Source organism: Pseudonocardia parietis, from assembly GCF_017876315.1.
Lineage (GTDB): Bacteria > Actinomycetota > Actinomycetes > Mycobacteriales > Pseudonocardiaceae > Pseudonocardia > Pseudonocardia parietis.
In genome coordinates, this window is the sequence record NZ_JAGINU010000001.1 from 1,823,048 (window position 1) to 1,844,704 (window position 21,657).

The window sequence follows — 21,657 nt, forward strand, 5'->3', positions numbered from 1 at the left end:
CGGGAGAAGCGCAGGCGGAACGAGCATCAGCGCCGACTCAGGTGTTCGGCTTCTTGCCGTGGTTCGCCTTCTTCTTGCCGCGGTCGCGACGCTTGCGGGCACGCTTCGACATGGTCGGTCTCCTTCCCTCTACGTGATCTCGGATCCGCGGGATACCGCGGGAGCTGGTGGGGACCATTCTCGCATGTGGTGGGATGGGCGACCGTGACCACGCTGAGCGAGCTGCTCGCCGAGCACACGACGATGGACGGCGAGACGGCCGACCACCTGCAACGGGTGGTGGGCGAATGGCAGCTGCTTGCCGACATGTCGTTCGCCGACTTCCTGCTCTGGGTGCCGCTGGACGACCTGCACGGGGCCGCCGACCACACCGGGGACGGCTCCTCCCGGGCGGCGACGGCGCAGTTCCTCTGCGTCGCCCAGGCCCGCCCGACGACGGCGCCCACCGCGCACGCCGACGACGTCGTCGGCCGGCGGGCGGCACCGGTCGAGGTCGGGCAGCTGCGCCGGGCGGTCCGGGAGGGCCGGATCTGCCGCGACGACGACCCGCGCTGGCACCTGGAGGTCCCGGTCCGCCGGGAGACGATCCCGGTCCGCTACCGGGGCCGCATCGTCGCCGTCCTGTCCCGGGACACGAACCTCTCCATGCCGCGGGTGCCGTCCCCGCTGGAGATCGCCTACCTGGGCAGCGCATCGGACCTGTGCCAGATGATCGTCGACGGGACGTTCCCCCCGCAGTCCGGCCCGCCGGGGTCCGCCGAGGGCAGCCCGCGCGCCGGCGACGGTCTGGTCCGCCTCGACGTACACGGCAACGTCGCCTACGCCAGTCCGAACGCGCTGTCGGCCTACCACCGCATGGGACACGCCAGCGACGTCGCCGGGGCCGATCTCGCCGCGGTCACCAAGGCACTGGTGCTCGATCCGTTCGACGCCACGGACGTCACGAACCGGATCACCGAGGCGCTGGGCGGCACCCCGTCGTCCCGGATGGAGGTCCGCGGGCGGCGGGCGACGATGCTGGTCCGGGCGCTGCCGCTGCGCCCGCGCGGGGACCCCGCAGGCGCGCTCGTGCTGGTTCGTGACGTCACCGACCTGCGTCGCCGGGACGCCGCGCTGATGTCGAAGGACGCCACCATCCGGGAGATCCATCACCGGGTGAAGAACAACCTGCAGACGGTCGCCGCGCTGCTGCGGATGCAGGCCCGTCGCAGCGAGCACCCGCAGGCCGCCCGGGCGCTGGAGGAGTCGGTCCGCCGGGTCACCTCGATCGCCCTGGTGCACGAGGCGCTCGCGTACTCGGTGGCCGAGGTCGTCGAGCTCGACGAGCTGCTGCCGAAGGTGCTCCCGGCGATCCGGGACGGCGCGACCACCGAGTCCCGCGCCCGGGTCCGGGTCGACGCCGGGTTCGGCGCGCTCCCCGCGGCGAAGGCCACCCCGCTGGTCCTCGTGCTGGCCGAGCTGGTGCACAACGCCCTCGCACACGCCTACGACCCCGGTGTCGCCGGTGAGGTCGTCGTCAGCCCGCAGCGCTCCGCCAGCCGGCTGGAGGTCTCGATCGCCGACGACGGCCACGGCATGCCCCCCGAGTTCGACTTCGAGAAGTCGAAGGGCCTGGGGCTGCAGATCGTGCGCACCCTGCTGCGCTCCGAGCTGGAGGCGACGATCTCGGTCTCCGACCGCGAGGGCGGTGGGACGGTCGCGCTGGTCCGGATGCCGCTGGGCGGTTCGTGAACCGGGTCCGTGCGGTACACCGGCAGTGGCACCGGCCCCGGCGCAACGACGCCGCCACCGGTCGTCCCCGGACGGTCGTCGTGGTGCGCCGGGTGACCGTAACCGTCACCGCGGGTGACCCGGGGCGTCAGCGGGGGCCCGGAGGGGAGGCGATACCCTCGTCTCGTGACCGTCGATCCCGGTGCCGTGGTCGCGCCGGCACCGTGGTGGACGGACCACACGAGGTGGCAGATCACCTCGAACGCACCTCGGGCCCGTGGCCGGTGGCGTCCGGCTACGGGCCCGAGGTCGGGGAACTGTTCTTCAGTTGGTGTTTCTCAGCGAGCGCACGCCGTCAGGCTCAGACAATGCAGGCCTTCAGGCGATGCGAGCCTCTCAGGCGGTGTGAGCGCGCGGACGGCTGCTGCGCCGCTTCAGCGCGCGCCGCTCGTCCTCACTCATGCCGCCCCAGACACCCGCATCCTGCCCGGACTCGAGCGCCCACTGCAGGCACGACTCGGTGACGGGGCAGCGCCGGCATACGCTCTTGGCCTCGGCGATCTGCATCAGGGCGGGGCCGCTGGTACCAACCGGGAAGAACAGCTCCGGGTCCTCGTCGCGGCAGATCGCGTCGTGACGCCAGTCCATGATTGCCTACTCCTCTGGTGCGCGATCGGGGTCGCGCCGATCGTCATCGTGTTACGTGCGTGTTTCGCAGCTTGTGAATACTTTCACGAGCTGCGGCGGTCCTCAACGGGAAACTGCTCATCGGATGCGTGAGTGGCCTCATAGGCACTCGCGCACGACAGACCTGAACTCCCGGCTTCAGCCGGGGCCGGTTCCTCCGACCAGTGTCCCTGTCCGACATGGAATCGGCTACCCGAAAATCATGTCGTATCGAACACCCCGCCGGACCGACGCTCGGCCGGTCCGAACTGCCACGGGCTGCGTTGCCCGTGGCCCCTCGCTTGCGTAGGACCCACCTTGGATCACCGGTTTGGGCTGGTGTAAGCCCCAACGGGACCGGCGGTCCGCTCACATCGGTGAATGGCGGGGTTGCTCACTCCAGCGTGTGAGAGCGCACGCACGAGGCGCGACGAACCGTCCGTCTCACACGACGACGCGTAACGCTCCGGGCACGCTCAGGAACTCCACCTCGGTGCGCATCCCGAGGTGGTCGCCGTCCAGCTGCAGCGCGAGGGGGCGTTCCGAGGTGATCCGGGCCCGGGGGACCGCGTCGTGCCGGACGATGTGGCGCCCGTGCGGGTCGCCGTCGGGGGACAGGATCTGGCGCAGCGTGGAGGCGATCGTCCCGGGCCCGAGACGGGTCAGGGCGAACAGCCCGAGCCCGCTGCCGAACGACGAGCGCGGGTTGGTCCGCACCGCGCGGCCGGACAGGTAGGTCCACGGGTCGGTGTTCGACACGAAGGCCAGCCGGACGCCGTCGAGCGGCGCGGCGCCCGGGAGCTCCACCGTCATCGACGGCGGTCTGCGGAGCTGCGCGACGTACTGCGCGATGGCGGTCACGGCGTAGCGGCCGGGGCTGGCCTCGTGCCCCTGCGCCCGGGCCCGCTCGACGGCGGCGACCACGTCGGCGTCCCACCCGATGCCGGCGTTGAAGGTGAACCAGCGGTCGTCGGCGTGCCCCAGGCCGACCAGCCGGCGTCGCCGCTGTGCGAGGGCCTCCAGCACCCGGCCGGTCGCCTCCACCGGGTCCCGTGGCATGTCGAGCGCGCGGGCGAAGACGTTCGCGGATCCGCCCGGGACGACGGCGAGCATCGCGGTGGCGTCCGGGTCCGGGCGGGGTGCACCGGTGCCGGTACCGGTCTGCGCGGCGAGTAGCCCGTTGACGACCTCGTTCACGGTGCCGTCGCCGCCGAGCGCGACCACCAGCTCGATGCCTGCGGAGACGGCCGCGGCGGTGGCCTCCGCGGCGTGACCGCGGTACCGGGTCTGCAGCACATCCAGCTTCAGCTCGCTGGCGAGTGCCTTGGTCAGCACATCCCGTCCGGCGGCGGTGGTGGACGTGGCCTGGGGGTTGACCACGAGCAGCGCGCGCACGGGGCGACTGTAACGATCGGCCCGGCCTCTATCCTCGACCCCGTGGCCGACGAGCAGGAGAACGGCGCCCCGGCGCGGTCGAGGGTCCCGGAGAACGTGAAGGTCGCCGGGGTCCTGGTGGCGGTGCAGGGCCTGGTGGGCGTGGTGGTCGCCGTCGTGCTGGGCGTGCGGGCGGTCGGCGCCGAGGGGCCGCGGGGCTACTACGGCTTCGCCGAGGCCGGCATCTTCCTGCTGATGGCCTGTGCCGTCGCCGGCCTCGGGTACGGCCTGGTCCGGGGTGTGCACGGCTGCCGGACCCCGGCCATCGTCATCCAGCTGCTGCTGTTCCCGGTGATCTACTACACGCTCGGGCCGAGCCGGCAGCTGTTCTGGGGCATCGTCTGCGGCCTCTACGTGCTGCTGACGTTCCTGATGCTGATCAGCGAGCAGTCCCGGCGCTGGTCGATGGGCGACGAGTACCCGGACTGAGAACGGACTTCACACCCTTTCGCCGCGCCTCACACCTGTTGCGACAGGTGTGAGGCCGGGTCATGGGGTGTGAGGCGCGCCTCAGCTCCGGGCGGCTCAGCGCCGGGCGGCTCAGCTCCGGGCGGCGAGTTCCGTCAGGGGCGGGCCTGTCAGGCGGTAGGTGGTCCAGCCGTCCTGTGGGGTGGCGTTGATCGCGCGGTAGAAGCCTATGGCGGGGGTGTTCCAGTCGAGGACGTTCCACTCCAGCCGGGCCCAGCCGCGGCGCGTGCACTCCGCGGCCAGCTCCGCGAGCAGCCGGAAGCCGTGCCCTCCGCCGCGGTGGGCGGGGGAGACGTACAGGTCCTCCAGGTGCATGCCGGCGACGCCCTCCCAGGTCGAGAAGGTGCGGAACCAGATCGCCACGCCGACCACGCCGTCGGCGGGCGTGGTCGCGACGAACGCACCCGCGACCGGGTCGTCGCCGAACAGTGCGGCGTGCAGCAGGTCCTCGGTCAGGCCGCACTCGTCGGCGGCCTTCTCGTAGTCGGCCAGCTCGTGTACGAGGCGGACCATCACCGGCACGTCACCGGGCACGGCCACGCGGACGTCGTTCACTCGTGCTCCGTCGGTCGCTGGTTGACGTGGTCCAGGCGCGGGACCCCGCGCTCGAAGCCCAGCACGGTCACCCCGGCCGGGTCCATCTTGAAGTGCACTCCGCCACTCGCGGGCAGGCCGATCCAGCGCGCGGTCAGGACCCGGGAGAAGTGACCGTGCCCGACGAGCACGACATCGCCACCCGGCCGGTCGGAGGCGGAGCCCGTGTCGGACCCGCCCAGCAGTGACCGTGCGTCGGCGAGCACGGCGTCGGCCCTGGCGCACACGTCGTCCGCGGTCTCGCCGCCGGGCCACGGTCCGTCCCAGACCGTCCAGCCGGGCAGGGTCTCGCGGATCTGCGGCGTGGTGCGGCCCTCGCCGTCGCCGTAGTCCCACTCGGCCAGGCGCTCGTCGACGTCGTCCACGACCAGCCCGGCGAGCTCCGCGGTGTCGCGCGCGCGTGTGCGCGGGGAGCAACGGACGAGGGCGAGCGGGCTGTCGTTGCGGACCAGCGCGAGCGCGTCCCGGATCCCGCGCGCGGCCGCACGGCCGGCGTCGGTGAGCGGGACGTCGGTGCGGCCGGTGTGCCGACCGGTCCGCGACCACTCGGTCTCGCCGTGGCGCAGCAGCAGTATCCGGCCGCGGGGACCGGTCTCGGGTGTCACGGGCGGCGACGTTAGCGCCACGCCGCCCGATCCGCCCCATTTCACGAAGCGGTGCGGGAGCAGGTCGCAGTGGATCGGCGTCGGGCTCGCCCGGTCGGGGACGTTTCCCACCCGTCCGAGGGGTCATCGGTCGCGGGAGCGCCTCATCGGGCCACCCGTCCGGTGAGATCGACCCGGAAGGCGATCGGTCCCGGAACGCCTGCTCCCCACCGGCTCCCGAGGAGTGTCATGTCGCAGCATCCCCGCCGCGCCGCCCGGCGGATCGCCGGGCTCGGCGCCGCGGCCGGTCTGGCGCTCGCCGCCGCACTGACGGTGCCCGCCGTCGCCGGCTCCGCCGCGGCGCAGCCCGCGCCGATGGCCGCGATCGGGCCCGGCGTGCAGATCGCGACGCCGGTCACCGGTGGGGCTGAGCTGTGTACCGCGAACTTCCTCTACACCCCGGTGGCGGGTCAGGACGGGCACCGGGACGGCGACGGCGCGGAGTACCAGAGCGCGCCGGCCGGGAAGCTCTACCTCGGTGCCGCTGCGCACTGCATGGCCGGCGAGCAGGCCCGGTCGTCGGTGGACGGTTGCGTCGAGCCGGTGATGCCGGAGGGGACCGCGATCGGGGTCGTCGGGCGGGACGGGAAGACCTATTCCGGCCGCCTCGCCTACAACTCCTGGGCGGCGATGAAGGAGCAGGGCGAGACCGACCCGCGGCTCTGTCTCTACAACGACTTCTCGTTGATCGAGCTGAGCCCGGAGGCGGCAGCCGTCGCCGACCCGACCGTGCCCGGCTTCGGCGGCCCGGTGGCGCTGGACACCGACGGCACCCGCAGCGGTGAGACGGTCTACAGCTTCCAGCCGAACCAGCTCGGCGGGACGCCGTACAAGCAGGGGCTCGGCCTCGGGCAGCCGGAGGGGCCGCGCACGCACGTCGTCGCGACGGTCCCGCCCGGCGTCCCGGGCGACTCCGGCGCCGGCTACCTCGACTCCCGGGGACGGGCGTTCGGCCTGCTGTCCAGCCTGATGCTGCCGACCAGCACCAACGGCGTCACCGACATGGCGCGCGCTCTGGAGTACGCCGCCGAGCACGGGTCGATCGGTGCGGTCGACCTCGTGCCGGGCACGCGACCCTTCACCCCGGGTGTGTTGTCGCTGACCGAGACGCCGAGCGGTCCCGCGCTGCCGTCGCAGCCGTTGCCGGAGCTGACCCCGGCGCCGCTGGGCTGAACCGGCGCCGCTGGGCTTGAAAGGGCTCCGCGGGGCCGAACCGGCTCCGGTGGGCTGAACCCGGCCCCGCCGCGGGCCGTCCCGGTCGTCCGGTGTGGTCCGCCGCCGGTTGCGGTCCCCGCCGTACGCGCGTCCTGTGCCGGTGCCCACTCCGGTGGAGCGGGAGCGGCGGGCACGGCCGTCTTCCTGGTTAGACTTCCGCGCAGTACCCGACAGCCGAGTCCCGCCACGGATCCGCATCCGGAACCGCAGCGGTGGGATGGCCGTCCGGCACCGCGACCCGGTCGACGACACCCGCGACCTCCGGTGCAACGGCAGGCGCCCGACGCCGCTCACGTACCTATCGCATGGAGGTCTTCGATGACGCTCGCCCAGGACCGTCCGGTCACCGCTCCCGCCCCGGAGGAGGTGTTCGGCGCGCACGAGGGGGGCAAGCTCGCGACCGGCCTCACCGCGCCGCTGGCCGACGCCCGGGACCTGTCGATCGCCTACACCCCCGGTGTCGCCGACGTGTGCCGCGCGATCGCCGACGACGTCTCGCTCGCCTCCCGCTACACCTGGGCGCACCGGCTGGTCGCGGTCGTCAGCGACGGCACCGCGGTGCTGGGCCTGGGTGACATCGGCCCGCGGGCCTCGCTGCCGGTGATGGAGGGCAAGTCCGCGCTGTTCAAGTCGTTCGCCGGGCTGGACTCGATCCCGCTGGTGCTCGACACCACCGACGTCGACGAGATCGTCGAGACCCTCGTGCGGCTGCGTCCGACCTTCGGCGCGGTGAACCTCGAAGACGTCGCCGCCCCCCGGTGCTTCGAGCTCGAGCGCCGGCTGATCGAGGCGCTGGACTGCCCGGTGATGCACGACGACCAGCACGGCACCGCCGTTGTCCTGCTCGCGGCGCTGGACGGTGCGTGCCGGCTGCAGGGCCGGGCGCTGTCCGACCTGAAGGTCGTGATCTCCGGTGCCGGTGCGGCGGGGATCGCCTGCGCGCGGATCCTGCTCACCGCGGGCGCGTCCGACGTCGTGCTGCTCGACTCCCGCGGGGTCGTCGACGCCGGGCGCGGCGGGGAGAAGGCCGAGCTGGCGGCGGTGACCAACCCGCGCGGGATCAGCGGCGGGATCGCCGAGGCACTCGACGGGGCGGACGTGTTCGTCGGGCTGTCCAGCGCGACGCTCCCCGAGGACGTCCTGGCCACGATGGCACCGGAGTGCATGGTCTTCGCGCTGTCCAACCCGGACCCCGAGGTGCACCCGGAGGTGGCCGCCCGGCACGCGGCGATCGTCGCGACGGGCCGCAGCGACTTCCCGAACCAGATCAACAACGTGCTGGCCTTCCCGGGGATCTTCCGCGGTGCCCTCGACGCGCACGCCCGCCGGATCACCGACGGGATGAAGGTGGCCGCGGCACGGGCGATCGCGGACGTGGTGGCCGACGAGCTCGAGCCCACGAAGATCGTTCCCGGACCGTTCGACCTGCGGGTGGCGCCCGCGGTCGCCGCGGCGGTCGCCCGCGCCGCCGCCACGTCGGGTGTCACGTGAGTGTTGCGATCACCGCCCTCAGGTGACATCGGTCCGGGCGGTGGGTGGTTACGAAGGGTGTGCGACGGCGGTGTGCGTTGAGCGGTCCCTCACGCTGTGAGCGGTCGATCACGCTCTGTCCGGATTTCGTACACCGTTTGCCGACCCGGTGGCGCCCTTCACCCGTGGACATCAGCGTGTCACCGACGGTGAGCGTGTCCGGAGCGCGGTGATTGCGCCGAATGGCGTCGTCACCCGTTGTAGCGGGTAGCTCGATCGGGGTACCTGGGCGGATCGCCCGGCCTGGTGGCTCGTTGGATCCGGTGGAACAGCCGAGGAGAACGGAGGCACGCGTGGCCGAGTGGGAACCGCGGACGGGAGACCGTCCGGGTGGTGCGCTCCGTGGCGTGGCCGGCGAGCCGGGTGCCGGAGGTGCCGAGGACGGGCGCCGGGACGCCGACCGGCCCGCCGAGCTGGCCGGTGACCTCGCCCGGGCCTTCGCGGGCCCCGGCGGGACCCCGGCCTCGCGTCCCCCGTCCCCCGGCCCGCGTGCCGTGGAGGCCGGGGCGATGGCGGGGCCCCGGGTCGTGCAGCCGGCCGCCGACGCCCTCGGTGGTGGTCCGGCCCTCGGTGCCGGCCCGCCGTCCGGGACAGGCGCGCCCGGGGACGGCAGCCCCGGCTCCGGCCCCGGCTCCGGCGAACCGATGCCCGACGGTGCCGGCCGGGTGCCGTCGCCGCATCCGCCCGTTGCGGCGCAGGCGTTCGGCCAGGAGGGCGCGGACCCCGCCGAGCAGCTCGATCTCACCGACCACTCGGCGGTCCAGCTCCCGCCGTCGCCCGCGTTGCTCTGCGACGGGTCCGGCATCGTTCTGCACACCAACGCCGCGCTCCGCCGGCTCGCCGGGTCCGCCGACCCTACCGGCATGAAGCTCCGGCAGCTGCTCGTCGGCCCGGACTCCGACGCCCGGCTGGTCCGCGCCGACCGCCGGCTCGCCCGGGTGAAGGTGGTCCGGTGGCCGCAGGCAGGCGACCGCACCGTCGTCCTGCTGACCGCGTTCCCGGACGCCGCGCCCGCGGCGTCGGACGAGGCGCCCGCCCTGGATCTGGAGCGTGCGACCCGCTCCGGCACCTGGACGTTCGACCTGCAGGCCGGGACGCTCACCCGTAGCGAGGGCCTGGTCGAGCTCTACCGCACGCTGGGCGTGCGCCCGGACGGCCCGGACGGCCCGATCGAGGGCGAGCAGGTCGAGCGGGTGTGCCGGATGCTGCGCCGCGGCCCGGACGACTCCCCGTCGCCGGTCCGTGGGGGCCACTCCTCGGAGATCCGCCCGGAGGGCGGCTCCGTGCTGTCCTGCCGCACCCGGGTCGACCGCACCCCTGGCGGCGCCCCGCTGCGGCTGATCGGGACCGTCCAGGACGTCTCCGACCGGCGCCGCGCCGAGTCCCGTGCGCAGCGCTCCGGGCAGCGGTTCGCCGATCTCGTGGCCACCATCACCACCGGTGTGGCGATGCTCGACGGCCGCGGCCGGATCGTCGACGCCAACCCGGCGCTGTGCCAGCTGCTCGACGCCGATCTCGAGATCCTGCGCGGCGTCCCCGCCCGCAGCCTGTCCGCGGAGAAGCAGTCCGGCGAGCGGAGCGGTCTTCCGGACTGGCTGCGCGACCCGTCGCACCCGGAGCCGACCTACCGGATCGAGCAGCTGCCGCTGCTGCGCGCGGACGGCACCCGGGTCGACTGCGAGGTCGTGGTCAACGCAGCCCCGTCCGACGACGGCCGCCCGTTCTGGCTGCTGGTCGTCACCGACGTCGGCGAGCGCCGCCGCGCCGCGGACGTGCTGCGCGAGGCGAACACCGTCGACCCGCTCACCCGGCTGCCGAACCGGGCCGGGCTGCTCGAGATCGCCGACCGGTTGCTGGCCGGGCCGGACGCCGAGCGGGTCGCCGTGGTCAGCGGCGACGTCGACGACTTCGCCCGGGTCAACACCGGCCTGGGCCACGAGGCGGGCGACGCCCTGCTCGTCGAGCTGGCCGCCCGGCTGCAGCGGGAGCTCCCTCCACTGTGCACCGCCGGCCGGTTGTCCGCGGACGAGTTCGCCGTCGTCTGCGCCGACGTGGGTGACGCAGGCGGTCCGCAGGCGCTCGCGGCCACCGTCGCCGAGCTGATGCGCGGCACCGTGACCGTCGCCGGCCGGCCTGCCACGCTGACCGCGTCGGTCGGCGTCGCCACCCGGGACGGGGTGCCTGCCGGGCCGCGCCCGCCGCGCGGGGACGACCTGCTGCGCTCGGCCGAGGTCGCGGTGCAGCAGGCCAAGCAGCGCGGCCGGGGCACCGTTGCGGTCGCCGACCGGGGCACGGTCGGCCCGGTCCAGCGCCAGCTGGAGCTGGAGGCGGAGCTGCGTGCCGCGATCGAGACGGACGCGCTGCGGCTGGAGTACCAGCCGGTCGTCGGGCCGGACGGGACGGTGCTGTCCGCCGAGGCGCTGCTGCGCTGGTCGCACCCGGTGCACGGGGAGGTCTCGCCGGGCGAGTTCCTGCCGGTCGCCCAGCGCGGCGGTCTGCAGCGCGACCTGGACCTGTGGGTGCTGCGGACCGCGGCCGCCGAGGCCGCCACCTGGCCGCGGCACGGCCAGCGGATCGCCGTGGCGGTCAACCTCGCCGGGCTGCTGCCCGCCGACCCGGCATTCCTCGACGAGGTCGCCGCGGTCGTGGACGCCACCGGGCTGGGCTGGGACCAGCTGGTGCTCGAACTGGTCGAGACCAGCCTGGTCGCGCTGCCGCGCCCGGCGCTGGACGCGATGAGCGAGCTCGTCCGGCGCGGGGTCCGGTTCGCCGTCGACGACTTCGGCACCGGCTACTCGTCGCTGGCTCGGCTCAAGGAGCTGCCCGCGCAGACCGTGAAGGTCGACCGGGCGTTCGTCACCGGGGTCGGGACGGACCCGGCGGACTTCGCGCTGGCCCGCGCGGTGGTCGAGGTGGCCCGGGCGATGGGCCGCACCACCGTGGCCGAGGGCGTCGAGACCGCCGAGCAGTTCCACGTGCTGCGCGGGCTCGGGGTGAACGCGTTCCAGGGCTGGCTGTTCGCCCGCTCGCTGCGCCCCGACGACCTGCACCGGGTGCTGCGCGGCGGTGGGCTGCCCACCCCGGCGACGACGGCGACCCCGGCGGGAGGCACGCCCGGCGACTGGTGAGACCCGGCGCACGAGTGTGCCCGGCCGGGACCGTCAGGAGGGCACGCTCCCGGCCAGTGCGCGCACCGTGTCGAGACCTCCGGACGGATCCCCAGCCGGACTCAGCACGACGTGGTCGGCCCCGGCCGCACGGTGCTCGGCGACCCGGTCCGCGATGTCGTCCGGGGTGCCCGACGCGGAGATCGCGCCGGCGAGCCGGTCGTCGGGAGCGTCCATCTCGGCGTCGGTGAAGCCGAGCCTGCGGGTGTTGGCCCGGTAGCCCGGGACCTGGAGCAGGAAGCCCGCCAGCTCGCGGACCGGTGCGAGATCGGCACCGAGCACGACGGGCAGCATCACCGCGAGAAGCCGGTCCGGGCCCAGCACCGCGCGGGCACCGGCGGTGTGCTCGGGCGTGACGAGCAGGGTCACCGCACCGGCGAACCGGTCCCGGGCGAGTGCCAGCTTGCGTGGTCCGAGTGCGGCGAGGATCCGCTCGTGGGACGGGACCGGCGGATCGGCGGCGTCGAGCGCGTCCACGTAGGAGCCGAGCGCGGCGAGCGCCCGCGGCTGTTGCGGTGCGCCGAGCCCGAGCAGGAACCGCCCGGGATGCCGCCGTGCGGCGTCGGCGTGCAGGGCGGTCACCCCCTCGGCCGGGTGCACGCCGGTCGGCACGATGCCGGGCACGACGGCGGCCTCGCGGGTGCCGTCGAGCAGTTCGGTGAGCCGGTCGAGCCGGTCGATCGAGCCGCCGCCGAGCCACAGCGTGCGGGCGCCCGCATCCTCCAGCGCAGCGGCGTCGGCGGGATCGGGGCCGGTGGCGAAGCCGACCGGGCCGAGGGACGTCGTCGTGGTCATGCCGACGATCCTGCGACCTGTACCCGACTTCAGGTCAAGGTGCGTGTCGACGGTCCGGACACTCCGGATCGGTCGCGGGACGGGGTCGCCGGTCGTGCACGGCCGGGTTAGTGTGCTGCGACCAGTGGCCGATCCGGCCGCACGCCGGGAGCACGGGGGAGTCGGCGATGATCGAGTTCCGGGGCGTCACCAAACGCTTTCCGGGTGGGACGCTCGCGGTCGACGAGCTCGACCTGGTCGCGGAGCAGGGGCGCATCACGGTGTTCGTGGGCCCGTCCGGCTGCGGCAAGACGACGTCCCTCCGCATGATCAACAGGATGGTCGAGCCGACCTCGGGCGAGCTGCGGGTCGACGGGCAGGACGTCCTCGCCGCCGACCCGGCCGATCTGCGCCGCGGGATCGGCTACGTGATCCAGCAGGCCGGCCTGTTCCCGCACCGCACGGTCGTGGACAACATCGCCACCGTCCCGATGCTGCTCGGCCGCGGCCGGAAGGCCGCCCGGGACCGGGCGATGGAGCTGATGGAGACCGTCGGTCTCGACACGTCGATGGCGCGGCGGTACCCGGCCCAGCTCTCCGGTGGCCAGCAGCAGCGGGTCGGCGTGGCCCGCGCGCTCGCCGCGGACCCGCCGGTGCTGCTGATGGACGAGCCGTTCTCCGCGGTGGACCCGGTCGTGCGGGAGAGCCTGCAGGACGAGCTGCTGCGGCTCCAGTCCGAGATCGGCAAGACGATCGTCTTCGTCACCCACGACATCGACGAGGCGGTCAAGCTCGGGGACAAGGTCGCGGTGTTCCGGGTCGGCGGGAAGCTCGCGCAGTACGACGAGCCGGGCGTGCTGCTGTCACGCCCGGTCGACGACTTCGTGGACAACTTCGTCGGCCGCGACCGCGGCTACCGCGGGCTCGGGTTCCTCACCTCGGAGACCATCCTGCTCGGATCGCTCGACATGCTCTCGATGGGCGACCCGAGGCCCGACGACGGCTGGGCCCTCGTGCTGGACGGCACCGGCCGTCCGCTGGGCTGGGTGGCGGACGGGGACGGCCCCGTCACCGAGGACACGATCGTCCCCGGTGGCTCGCTCTACACCGTCGGCTCCGGCTCGCTGCGCGGCGCGCTGGACGCGGCGCTGTCGTCGCCGTCCGGGCAGGGCGTCGCCGTCGACGCCGACGGCCGGGTCGCCGGCTCGATCACCGCCGACGCCGTGCTCGCCGCGCTGCCGGCCGCCCGCGACGACTCCGCCGCGTAGGGGCGGGCGGATGGACTGGGTCCTGCGCAACTCGGAACTGGTGCTGGAGCTGACCCGGGAGCACCTGGTGCTCTCGCTGGTCCCGGTGCTGGTCGGCCTGCTGCTGGCCATCCCGCTCGGCTGGCTGGCCAACCGCCGCTCGTGGGGCCGGACGCTGACGCTCAACGCGGCCGGATTCCTCTACACGCTGCCCTCGCTGGCGCTGTTCGTGTTCCTGCCACCGATCATCGGCACCCGGATCCTCGACCCGGTGAACGTGATCGTCGCACTCACCGTCTACGTGCTGGCGCTGCTCGTGCGGACCGTCGCCGACGGGCTCTCGGCGGTCCCGGCCAGGATCGTCGACTCCGCGACGGCGATGGGCTTCCGCCCGGTGCGCCGGTTCCTCGTCGTCGAGCTGCCGATGGCGGTCCCGGTGATCGTCGCCGGGCTGCGGGTCGCCGCGGTGAGCTCGATCAGCCTGGTCACCGTCGGCTCCGTGATCGGGTTCGGCGGGCTCGGGAAGATGTTCACCGAGGGCTTCCAGCGGGAGATCCCGCAGCAGACGGTCGCCGGGATCGTGCTCGTGCTGCTGCTGGCCCTGGTGATCGACGCCCTGCTGGTGCTGGCGGGGCGGCTGCTCACCCCCTGGGAACGCGCACGATCGGGGGCGGGCGCATGAACCACCTCGGCTGGCTGTTCACCGGTGCGAACTGGTCGGGCCCGGAGGGGATCCTGGTCCGGCTCGCCGAGCACCTCGGCTACACCGCCCTCACGATGCTGGTCGCGATGGTGATCGCGCTGCCGCTGGGCGCCTGGATCGGGCACACCGGCCGCGGCGGGTTCGTCGTCGTCGCGCTGGCGAACGCGCTGCGCGCGCTGCCCACGCTCGGCCTGCTGGTGCTGCTGTTCCTGATGATCGGGCTCGGCCTGCTCGGTCCGCTGATCGCGCTGGTGATCATCGCTGTGCCGCCGCTGCTGGCAGGCGCCTACGCCGGTGTGCGCAACGTCGATCCCGCGGTGGTGGACGCCGCGCGCGGCATGGGCATGCGCGGGCCCGAGGTGCTGTGGAAGGTCGAGCTGCCCAACGCGCTGCCACTGGTCATCGGCGGTATCCGCAGCGCGACCCTGCAGGTGATCTCGACGGCCACCGTGGCCGCGTACGTCGGCATCGGTGGCCTGGGCCGGTTCATCCTCGACGGCCTCGGTCAGCGCGACTTCGGGGCGATGATCGGCGGATCGATCCTGGTGGCCGCGCTCGCCGTCGTCGCCGACCTGGTGCTGGGCGGGCTGCAGCGGCTGCTGGTCTCACCGGGGCTGCAGCTGACGGCCGAGCACGGCCGCCGGCCGTTGCGGCTGATCCGCGGCGGCGGGGGAGAGAAGGTTCGGGCGGCATGAGAAGGCTCGTGGCGACGCTGCTGGTGGCGGCGTTCGCGTTGGCCGGCTGCGGGGGCGACCCGCTGGCCGGAGGTGCCGACACCGACCCGGACGTGATCGCGATCGGCTCCGGGAACTTCACCGAGTCCCAGCTGCTCGCCGAGGTGTACGCGCTCGCCCTGCGGGACGCGGGCGTCGACGTCGAGAACCCGGTCGCCATCGGGTCGCGGGAGGCGTACTTCCCGGCCCTGCAGGACGGCTCGGTCGACCTGATCCCGGACTACTCCGGAGCGCTGCTGACCTACCTCGACGAGGAGGCCACCGCCGTCGAACCCGACGACGTGTACCGCGACCTGCAGGCCGCGCTACCGCCCGGGCTGGTGCTGGGTGAGCGGTCCGAGGCGGAGAACAAGGACGCCGTCGTCGTGACCCGGGAGACGGCGCAGCGGTGGAACCTGCGGTCCCTCGAGGACCTGGCGCGCTACTGTCCGGACATGGTCTTCGGCGGTGGCTCGGAGTTCCGGACCCGGCCGGACGGTATCCCCGGCCTGGAGGAGAACTACGGCTGCACCTTCGGCCAGTACCGGGTGCTGGACTCCGGCGGCCCGCTGACCGTGGCGGCCCTGAGCGGTGGGGACGTGCAGGCGGCGAACCTGTTCACCACCGACCCGGCCCTGCCGCAGAACGACTTCGTCCCGCTCGCCGACCCGAAGGAGAACTTCGCGGCGCAGAACGTCGTGCCGGTGATGGCGGAGCGGAAGGCGACGCCGCAGGTGCGGGCGGTGCTGGACCGGATCTCGGCCGAGCTGTCGACCGAGGAACTGCTCGCGATGAACGCCGAGGCCGCCGGGCCGGACAAGCCCGCGCTGCGCACCGTGGCCGCGGACTGGCTGGCCCGTAAACAGATCGTCGGAGGTGCCCCGTGAAGATCCGGTCCCTGTACCGGTACCCGGTGAAGTCGATGCTGGGGGAGGAGCTCGGTTCGCTCGAGGTGGACACGCACGGCGTCGTCGGCGACCGGGTGTTCGCCCTGATCGACACCGAGCACGGCCGGGTCGCGACCGCGAAACAGCCCCGGCACTGGCGGGCGCTGCTGCGCTGCCGCTCGGCCGGCTCCGGATCCGAGGTGACGGTCGTCCTGCCGGACGGCCGCAGCGTGGCGGCCGAGTCGGCCGCCGGTCCGCTGTCCGAGCTGCTGGGCCGGGCGGTCACCGTGAGCACCCGGCGGTCCGACGGGGCGGTCGTCGAGCGACCGGACCCGGAGGACGTCCTGGCCCGGGGACTCGACGCCGAGGTCGACGCACCGCTGCTGGAGATCGCCCAGGGCGCGCCCGGCGGACGGTTCGTCGACCACTCGCCGGTGCACGTGATCACCACGGCGACGCTCGACGAGCTGGGTGTGGAGGCGCTGCGCTACCGGCCCAACGTCGTCGTCACCACGCCGGCGGGGACACCGGCGTTCGTCGAGAACGACTGGCTGGGCCGCACGCTGACGATCGGTGGCGTCACCCTGGTGCCCACGCTGCCGACGCCGCGCTGCTCGGTGCCGACCCTGGAGCACGGCGACCTGCCGCGCGCCCCGGAGGCGCTGCGCGGGCCGGCGCAGCGCAACCGGGTCGACGTGCCCGGTTTCGGGGTGCTCCCGTGCGCAGGCCTCTACGCCCGGGTCGAGGTTCCCGGGACGTTCCGCCGAGGCGACGCGGTGGAGATCGCCTGAGGCCCGATCAGAACAGCCGCGACTGCACGTCGGTGATCAGCAGGATGAGGAACAGCACCGACGAGACGGTCAGCACGGTGTTCGACAGCCACCCGTTGCGCCCCTCCTTCGGGACCAGCTTCGTGTTCAGCAGCAGGAGCAGCGTGATCGCCAGGAACGGCATGAAGAACGAGCCCAGCACGCCGTAGGCCAGGGTCAGCGCGAACGGCCGGTCCAGGAACAGCAGCGCCATCGGGGGGAAGGTCAGCCACAGCATGTAGCCGCGGAACGCCCACGAGCGCTCGGCCTTCACCGCCTCGTAGACGCCGGCCCGGCCGGGCCCGGCACCACGCTCGGCCGGTTCCTCGCCGGCGACGACCGAGTCCTGCGGGCCGATCACGGCCGCCTTGCCGTGCGGTAGCCGGATCGCCCGCACCCAGTCGGTGAACAGCAGCGACACCCCGTTCCACACGCCGAGCAGCGAGGTCAGGGTCGCGGCCAGGAAGCCGATCAGGAACACGATCCGCACCCCGGGGCCGTGGAGCTCGCCGAGCCGGTCACCGAGGATCAGCAGCCCCTCGTCGTCGTCGGTGATGTCCGTGCCGAACAGGATAGTCGCGCCGACGACCAGCATCGCGATGACGAACAGACCGGTGAGGACGTAGCCGACGAGGTTGTCCAGCCGCATCATCGAGAGCCACTTCGGGCCCTTCCAGCCCTTGGCGTAGAGCCAGTAGCCGTAGCTGGACATCGTGATCGTGCCGCCGACGCCGCCGATCAGGCCCAGCACGTACACCGTCGACCCGCTCGGCAGGCGCGGGACCAGGCCGGAGAACAGGGCGCCCAGGTCGGGCCGGACCAGCACGGCGATGCCGATCACCGACACGAACATCACCGCGACCAGCACGGTCATGACCTTCTCGAAGGCGTTGTAGCGCTGCATCCACACCAGCGCCAGCCCGACGACGCCGGCGATCATGCCCCAGTAGCGCACCGACAGACCGCCGAACAACGCGTTCATCGGCAGTCCGACCGCGGACATCGCGGTGGCGCCGTAGACGAAGCCCCAGAGCACGATGTAGACGCCGAAGAACACCGTCGCCCAGCGGCCGAGCCGGCGCCAGCCGTCGAGCATGGTCGCGCCGGAGGCGAGGTGCCAGCGGCCGACGGCCTCGCCGAGCGCGAGCTTCACCAGGGTCCCGACCACGGCGGCCCACAACAGCACCGTGCCGAAGCTCGCTCCGGCGACCATCGTCGCGACCAGGTCGCCCGCGCCGACACCGGTCGCCGCGGCGACCAGGCCCGGACCGATCGAGCGGATCTTCTTGGCGCCGGTCGGCGGTTCGAGGAACTCGGTCTGCGGGCCGGGTGACGGCATCGTCACACTCCGATCGGATCGCCGTGGGCGGTGGCCGGTCCGGCACCGGCCGTTCGGGTGCAACCTAGGCGACAGGTGCCGTGCCTTCCAGCGCGAACGGATCACGATGGGCCGTTCGCGGCGTCCAGGGTCACGTTCGGCGAGCGTTGCATCGGGTGACCGCGCGGCTCACCATGGTGACGACACCGGCCGATAGGTTCCTGGAACGCGACCGGGGGCACCCGGCCGCGCGGACGCGCACGCACGGAGGGCGGCATGGCGAACATCGACGAGATCCGGGCCGGGATCGGGCGGGCCAACCAGCAGGCCACCGAGAGCCTCGGTGCCCTGCGCCACGCCCGCCAGGCCATCGAGGAGGCCGCCTCGGCCTTCTCGCAGAACATCTACGGCACCGCCCAGAACGATGCCGACGACGCCCGCGGCCGGTTCGCCGCCGCCTCCGAGAAGATCGACGAGGTCGAGCAGATGCTGCACGTCGCGATGCAGTCCGCCGACGACGTCGCCGCGCGGCTGTGACGGCGCCGGTGCCCGACCCGCCAGCGTGATGGCCCGTCGTCGCGACCGCATCCGCGCCGCCTTCGAACGCTTCCACAGCGCCGCCTCCGCCGCGGTCGGGGCGGCGGAGGTACGCCGGGACCGGGCCGCCCGCGTACACGCCGAGGTGATGGCCGAGCTGTGGCTGCGGGAGACCGGTTACGACGCCGCGCAGCACGACCCCGGCCTCGCGCGGATCCTGGCCAACCCGCGGTTCGCCGAGGTCGTCGCCCGCGTCGCCGACGACCGCGCGCACGCCTTCGACCGCTGGCAGGGCGACTCGCCGCGGGCGCTGTCGGACATCGTCGCCGGAGCGACGCCCGGCGCGGCCGGCGACGACCCGGCGGCGTGGGAGCCCGTCGCGGGCGACGCCGAGGCGGTCGGCGAGGTGCCCGAGATGTGGGCGCTGGGTACCGGCTCGGTCGAGGGCGGTGCGCCGTTCCGGGTCGCGGTCCCGCTGCTGGACGGCGCGCACCTGCAGATCGTCTCCACGCCGCGCACCCGGGAACGGGCCGAGGCGATGGTCGAGCAGCTGGTGCTGCGGATGCTGCGGCACTTCCGGCCCGGCGTCGTCGGCGTGCATGTGTGGGACGTCGGCCAGCTCGCCGGTGCCCTGCCCGGGCTCTACCCGCTGACCCGCACCGGCCTGCTCACCGTGCACGACCCCACCCGGCTGGAGGCGCTGCTCGCCCAGCTCGCCGACCGGATCCGGCGGGTGCAGACGCGGGTGCTCGCCGCGGGTAGCTCGTCACTGGCCGAGCTGGCGAGGCAGAGCGGGAAGCGGCCCGAGTCGTGGATGGTGGCGGTGCTGGTCGGCAGCGGGCGCGAGCTGCCCGAGGCCGAGCTGCGCCAGCTACAGCGGGTCGCCCGCGGCGGCATCGCGGCCGGGGTGGTGCTGGTGCTGCTCGACGTCCCGGTGGCGCTGCGCAGGCCGGTCGAGTCGGTCACCTTCGGCGACCCACCCGGGACGGACCCGGAGGACGCGTCGGCGCCGGTGCCGGTGCACACGTCGCTGACCGGGCCGCACGTGCTCGTCGAGCCGGACCGGCCGGTCCCCCCGGACGACGTGACGGCGGTCTGCACCGCGATCGCGGCGGCGCACGAGCAGTGGCGCGGCAGGCTCGGGGCGTTCGCCGACCTGTTGCCTCCGGTGGCGGACCGTGGGCGGGAGCGCTCGGACCAGGGACTGGTCACTGAGATCGGGTTCAGCGACGGCATGCCGGCCGAGATCTGCCTCGACGACCACTCGCCGCACGCCCTGGTCGGCGGGCCCAGCGGCTCCGGCAAGACGAACCTGCTGCTGGCCTGGATCTCCGGGCTCGCCGCGCGCTACGGGCCGGAGGAGGTCGAGCTGTACCTGCTCGACTTCAAGGAGGGCGTCTCCTTCACCCAGTTCGCCCCCGATCCCGGCGGGCACCGGCCGGACCGGCTGCCACAGGCCCGGCTGATCGGGGTCAACGTCAACACCGACCGGGAGTTCGGACTGGCGCTGCTGCGCCACCTGTCCGACGTGATGCGCTCCCGGGCCGAGGCCGCCCGGCGCTACGGGGCGACCAAGCTCGCCGAGCTGCGCGCGGAGCTGGCCGACCGGGGGATCACCGGCGCCGAGGCCCGGCTGCCGCGGATCGTCGCCGTGATCGACGAGTTCCAGTTCCTGTTCACCGGGCGCGACGCGGTCAGCGCCGAGGCCACCGCGCTGCTGGAGGACGTCGCCCGGCGCGGCCGCTCGCAGGGCGTGCACCTGGTGCTGGCCAGCCAGGACATCTCCGGGATCGACGCCCTGTGGGGCCGGTCGGCGATCTTCGAGCAGTTCGTGCTGCGGATCGCGCTGCCCCGCGCCCGGCGGATCCTGGCCCAGGACAACGAGGCGGCGCTGGAGCTCCCGCGCTGGCACGCGGTGGTCAACCACGACTCCGGCGTCGAGCACGGCAACCGGGTGGTCACGGTGCCCGAGGCCGGTGCCGCACTGGTGCGCGAGGTGCAGCGCACGGCCTTCGAGGCCCACCCGCACGAGCCCCGGCCGGTCGTGTTCGACGGTGCCCGCGCCCCGGAGCACGACGAGCTGGCCGCCCGGCTCCCGGCCGACGGTGTGCCCCGGGCGCTGGTCGGGCAGCTCGTCGACGTCCACGGCAGCCCCGCGGCGGCCGAGCTGGCGGACGCGCCCGGCCGCAACCTCGGTGTGATCGGGCCGGACGCGCGCGTCGCCGTCCCGCTGCTGTGCACGGCGGTCGAGTCCTACGTCGCGGGCCTGCCCGACGACGGTGCCCGGGTGCTGCTGATGCCGCTGGCCCCCGACGCCGTCGCCGCGGTCGACGAGCTCGCCGGACGGCTGCCCGGCGAGGTGGAGAAGGTGTTCGCGGACGGTTTCGCCGCCCGGATCCGGGAACTGGCGGCCGCGGTCCGGGAGCGGGCCGGCGCAGCCGGTACCGACGGGCATCCGCCGCTGGTGGTCGCCCTGTTCGGCGCGGACGTGGCGGAGACGATGCTGGACCGCACCGGCACCGAGGACCTGCGCTCCGTGCTACGGCACGGGCCGGGTGTCGGCGTGCACCTGCTGGGGTGGTGGCAGGGGGCGCAGCGGCTCAAGACGCTGCTGGCGCCGCCCGGCGCCGCGCTCGACGACCTCGGCGCGTGGGTGGCGGCCGGGGTGCAGGGCGCCGATCTCGTCCCGCTGCTCGGGGGCCAGCCGCTGGACTGGACCCCGGCCCCGGGGCGCGGGCTGTTCCTCGACCGGGCCCGGTACTCGCGGCCGCAGCTGGTGATCCTGACCGATCGGGGTGGTGGCCGATGAGCGCGTCCGAGCGGTACCGCGAGGTGGTGGCCGAGCTGGCCGGGGCCGTCGTCGAGCTGCGCGCGCGGGACGCGGAACGGGCCGCCGAGCTGCGCCGGGAGCTGCACGCCGCCGAGCGCGAGCTGCACGCCGCGGCCGACACGCTCACCCTCGCCCGCGGCATGGCCGAGCTCCGCTGGGAGGCGGCGCTACAGGTGATGTGGTCGGCGGAGGAGCCGGGCAAGCCGCGCCCGCGACCCGACCACCGCGCCGACCCGGCCCGGTACGCAGAGCTGGAGCGCGAGGCCGACGAGGCGCTCGAAGAACTGCGCGCGTCCGGGAACCGGCGGCTGTTCCGGCGACGCCGCTCCTGACCGGGCGGGAGACGCACCCTGCACTCGCCGAGATGCGGCTCAGGGTCGGCGAATGATCGACAATTCGCCCTGAGCCGCA

The 21,657-nt window shown here is 73.9% G+C and carries 20 protein-coding genes; 13 read left to right on the forward strand and 7 right to left on the reverse strand.

Annotated features, from left to right (window positions below; genetic code table 11):
* Positions 1-37: 37 nt before the first annotated feature.
* Positions 38-112: a 50S ribosomal protein bL37 gene (locus tag JOF36_RS41350; protein ID WP_372447449.1), complete on the reverse strand. Its 75-nt coding sequence runs from the start codon at positions 110-112 to the stop codon at positions 38-40.
* 92 nt (positions 113-204) lie between these two features.
* On the opposite strand from JOF36_RS41350, the gene JOF36_RS08675 reads away from it, so the two are divergent.
* Positions 205-1,731: a sensor histidine kinase gene (locus JOF36_RS08675; RefSeq protein WP_210026028.1), complete on the forward strand. Its 1,527-nt coding sequence runs from the start codon at positions 205-207 to the stop codon at positions 1,729-1,731.
* A 375-nt stretch (positions 1,732-2,106) separates the two neighbouring features.
* Here the strand turns inward: JOF36_RS08675 and JOF36_RS08680 are convergent, their stop codons facing one another.
* Both JOF36_RS08680 and JOF36_RS08685 read right to left on the reverse strand, forming a co-directional pair.
* Positions 2,107-2,358, reverse strand: a complete 252-nt coding sequence (locus JOF36_RS08680; RefSeq protein WP_210026029.1) for a WhiB family transcriptional regulator — start codon at positions 2,356-2,358, stop codon at positions 2,107-2,109.
* Between the two features lie 462 nt (positions 2,359-2,820).
* The gene (locus JOF36_RS08685) at positions 2,821-3,771 is read right to left on the reverse strand and encodes a diacylglycerol/lipid kinase family protein (protein WP_210026031.1); all 951 of its coding nucleotides are present in this window, start codon (positions 3,769-3,771) and stop codon (positions 2,821-2,823) included.
* Between the two features lie 42 nt (positions 3,772-3,813).
* On the opposite strand from JOF36_RS08685, the gene JOF36_RS08690 reads away from it, so the two are divergent.
* Positions 3,814-4,239: a hypothetical protein gene (locus JOF36_RS08690; protein ID WP_210026033.1), complete on the forward strand. Its 426-nt coding sequence runs from the start codon at positions 3,814-3,816 to the stop codon at positions 4,237-4,239.
* A 111-nt stretch (positions 4,240-4,350) separates the two neighbouring features.
* Here the strand turns inward: JOF36_RS08690 and JOF36_RS08695 are convergent, their stop codons facing one another.
* Both JOF36_RS08695 and JOF36_RS08700 read right to left on the reverse strand, forming a co-directional pair.
* Complete coding sequence (locus JOF36_RS08695) at positions 4,351-4,833, reverse strand: GNAT family N-acetyltransferase (RefSeq protein ID WP_307862280.1); 483 nt, start codon at positions 4,831-4,833, stop codon at positions 4,351-4,353.
* Complete coding sequence (locus tag JOF36_RS08700; protein ID WP_210026035.1) at positions 4,830-5,477, reverse strand: histidine phosphatase family protein; 648 nt, start codon at positions 5,475-5,477, stop codon at positions 4,830-4,832. The genes JOF36_RS08695 and JOF36_RS08700 overlap by 4 nt, the downstream gene beginning before the upstream one ends.
* A 228-nt stretch (positions 5,478-5,705) precedes the next feature.
* On the opposite strand from JOF36_RS08700, the gene JOF36_RS08705 reads away from it, so the two are divergent.
* The 3 genes from JOF36_RS08705 (at position 5,706) to JOF36_RS38740 (ending at position 11,389) form a co-directional block, all read left to right on the forward strand.
* A complete protein-coding gene (locus tag JOF36_RS08705; RefSeq protein ID WP_210026037.1) occupies positions 5,706-6,689 on the forward strand; it encodes a serine protease in 984 nt (327 codons plus the stop codon).
* A gap of 360 nt (positions 6,690-7,049) precedes the next feature.
* The gene (locus JOF36_RS08710) at positions 7,050-8,222 is read left to right on the forward strand and encodes an NAD(P)-dependent malic enzyme (protein WP_210026039.1); all 1,173 of its coding nucleotides are present in this window, start codon (positions 7,050-7,052) and stop codon (positions 8,220-8,222) included.
* A gap of 332 nt (positions 8,223-8,554) precedes the next feature.
* Positions 8,555-11,389 carry a putative bifunctional diguanylate cyclase/phosphodiesterase gene (locus JOF36_RS38740; RefSeq protein ID WP_210026041.1) on the forward strand — a complete coding sequence of 945 codons (2,835 nt, stop codon included), beginning with the start codon at positions 8,555-8,557 and terminating at the stop codon, positions 11,387-11,389.
* A gap of 33 nt (positions 11,390-11,422) precedes the next feature.
* Here the strand turns inward: JOF36_RS38740 and JOF36_RS08720 are convergent, their stop codons facing one another.
* Entirely contained in the window at positions 11,423-12,223 is an 801-nt protein-coding gene (locus JOF36_RS08720; RefSeq protein WP_210026043.1) for a TIGR03620 family F420-dependent LLM class oxidoreductase, read from the reverse strand.
* A gap of 167 nt (positions 12,224-12,390) precedes the next feature.
* Between JOF36_RS08720 and JOF36_RS08725 the strand changes: the two genes are divergently transcribed.
* Genes JOF36_RS08725 through JOF36_RS08745 form a run of 5 tightly spaced genes read left to right on the forward strand, consistent with a single transcriptional unit; the run spans position 12,391 to position 16,543 of the window.
* Entirely contained in the window at positions 12,391-13,470 is a 1,080-nt protein-coding gene (locus JOF36_RS08725) for an ABC transporter ATP-binding protein (RefSeq protein WP_210026045.1), read from the forward strand.
* Positions 13,471-13,480: 10 nt separating this feature from the next.
* Positions 13,481-14,131 (forward strand): ABC transporter permease, encoded by a 651-nt coding sequence (locus tag JOF36_RS08730; RefSeq protein ID WP_210026047.1) that lies wholly within the window; start codon positions 13,481-13,483, stop codon positions 14,129-14,131.
* Positions 14,128-14,847 carry an ABC transporter permease gene (locus tag JOF36_RS08735; RefSeq protein ID WP_210026049.1) on the forward strand — a complete coding sequence of 240 codons (720 nt, stop codon included), beginning with the start codon at positions 14,128-14,130 and terminating at the stop codon, positions 14,845-14,847. The genes JOF36_RS08730 and JOF36_RS08735 overlap by 4 nt, the downstream gene beginning before the upstream one ends.
* Positions 14,844-15,752, forward strand: coding sequence for an ABC transporter substrate-binding protein (locus tag JOF36_RS08740; RefSeq protein ID WP_210026051.1), 909 nt, complete (start codon positions 14,844-14,846; stop codon positions 15,750-15,752). Before JOF36_RS08735 ends, JOF36_RS08740 begins: the two co-directional genes overlap by 4 nt.
* Positions 15,749-16,543 carry an MOSC domain-containing protein gene (locus JOF36_RS08745; RefSeq protein ID WP_210026052.1) on the forward strand — a complete coding sequence of 265 codons (795 nt, stop codon included), beginning with the start codon at positions 15,749-15,751 and terminating at the stop codon, positions 16,541-16,543. Before JOF36_RS08740 ends, JOF36_RS08745 begins: the two co-directional genes overlap by 4 nt.
* A 7-nt stretch (positions 16,544-16,550) precedes the next feature.
* On the opposite strand, the gene JOF36_RS08750 is transcribed toward JOF36_RS08745, so the two are convergent.
* Positions 16,551-17,900 (reverse strand): Nramp family divalent metal transporter, encoded by a 1,350-nt coding sequence (locus tag JOF36_RS08750; RefSeq protein ID WP_210035289.1) that lies wholly within the window; start codon positions 17,898-17,900, stop codon positions 16,551-16,553.
* A gap of 255 nt (positions 17,901-18,155) precedes the next feature.
* On the opposite strand from JOF36_RS08750, the gene JOF36_RS08755 reads away from it, so the two are divergent.
* From JOF36_RS08755 to JOF36_RS08765, 3 genes are read left to right on the forward strand one after another with little or no spacing between them, the layout of a single operon-like run.
* Positions 18,156-18,416, forward strand: a complete 261-nt coding sequence (locus JOF36_RS08755; RefSeq protein WP_210026053.1) for a hypothetical protein — start codon at positions 18,156-18,158, stop codon at positions 18,414-18,416.
* 28 nt (positions 18,417-18,444) lie between these two features.
* Positions 18,445-21,225 carry an FtsK/SpoIIIE domain-containing protein gene (locus JOF36_RS08760; protein WP_210026057.1) on the forward strand — a complete coding sequence of 927 codons (2,781 nt, stop codon included), beginning with the start codon at positions 18,445-18,447 and terminating at the stop codon, positions 21,223-21,225.
* Positions 21,222-21,578, forward strand: a complete 357-nt coding sequence (locus tag JOF36_RS08765; RefSeq protein ID WP_210026059.1) for a hypothetical protein — start codon at positions 21,222-21,224, stop codon at positions 21,576-21,578. The genes JOF36_RS08760 and JOF36_RS08765 overlap by 4 nt, the downstream gene beginning before the upstream one ends.
* Positions 21,579-21,657: the final 79 nt, after the last annotated feature.

Excerpts from the sequence above, each read along its gene's own strand:
- JOF36_RS08680 (WP_210026029.1), bottom strand. The coding sequence starts at position 2,358 with ATGGACTGGCGTCACGACGCGATCTGCCGCGACGAGGACCCGGAGCTG.
- JOF36_RS08705 (WP_210026037.1), top strand. The coding sequence starts at position 5,706 with ATGTCGCAGCATCCCCGCCGCGCCGCCCGGCGGATCGCCGGGCTCGGC.
- JOF36_RS08710 (WP_210026039.1), top strand. The coding sequence starts at position 7,050 with ATGACGCTCGCCCAGGACCGTCCGGTCACCGCTCCCGCCCCGGAGGAG.
- JOF36_RS08720 (WP_210026043.1), bottom strand. The coding sequence starts at position 12,223 with ATGACCACGACGACGTCCCTCGGCCCGGTCGGCTTCGCCACCGGCCCC.
- JOF36_RS08725 (WP_210026045.1), top strand. The coding sequence starts at position 12,391 with ATGATCGAGTTCCGGGGCGTCACCAAACGCTTTCCGGGTGGGACGCTC.
- JOF36_RS08730 (WP_210026047.1), top strand. The coding sequence starts at position 13,481 with ATGGACTGGGTCCTGCGCAACTCGGAACTGGTGCTGGAGCTGACCCGG.
- JOF36_RS08735 (WP_210026049.1), top strand. The coding sequence starts at position 14,128 with ATGAACCACCTCGGCTGGCTGTTCACCGGTGCGAACTGGTCGGGCCCG.
- JOF36_RS08740 (WP_210026051.1), top strand. The coding sequence starts at position 14,844 with ATGAGAAGGCTCGTGGCGACGCTGCTGGTGGCGGCGTTCGCGTTGGCC.
- JOF36_RS08750 (WP_210035289.1), bottom strand. The coding sequence starts at position 17,900 with ATGCCGTCACCCGGCCCGCAGACCGAGTTCCTCGAACCGCCGACCGGC.
- JOF36_RS08755 (WP_210026053.1), top strand. The coding sequence starts at position 18,156 with ATGGCGAACATCGACGAGATCCGGGCCGGGATCGGGCGGGCCAACCAG.
- JOF36_RS08760 (WP_210026057.1), top strand. The coding sequence starts at position 18,445 with ATGGCCCGTCGTCGCGACCGCATCCGCGCCGCCTTCGAACGCTTCCAC.
- JOF36_RS08765 (WP_210026059.1), top strand. The coding sequence starts at position 21,222 with ATGAGCGCGTCCGAGCGGTACCGCGAGGTGGTGGCCGAGCTGGCCGGG.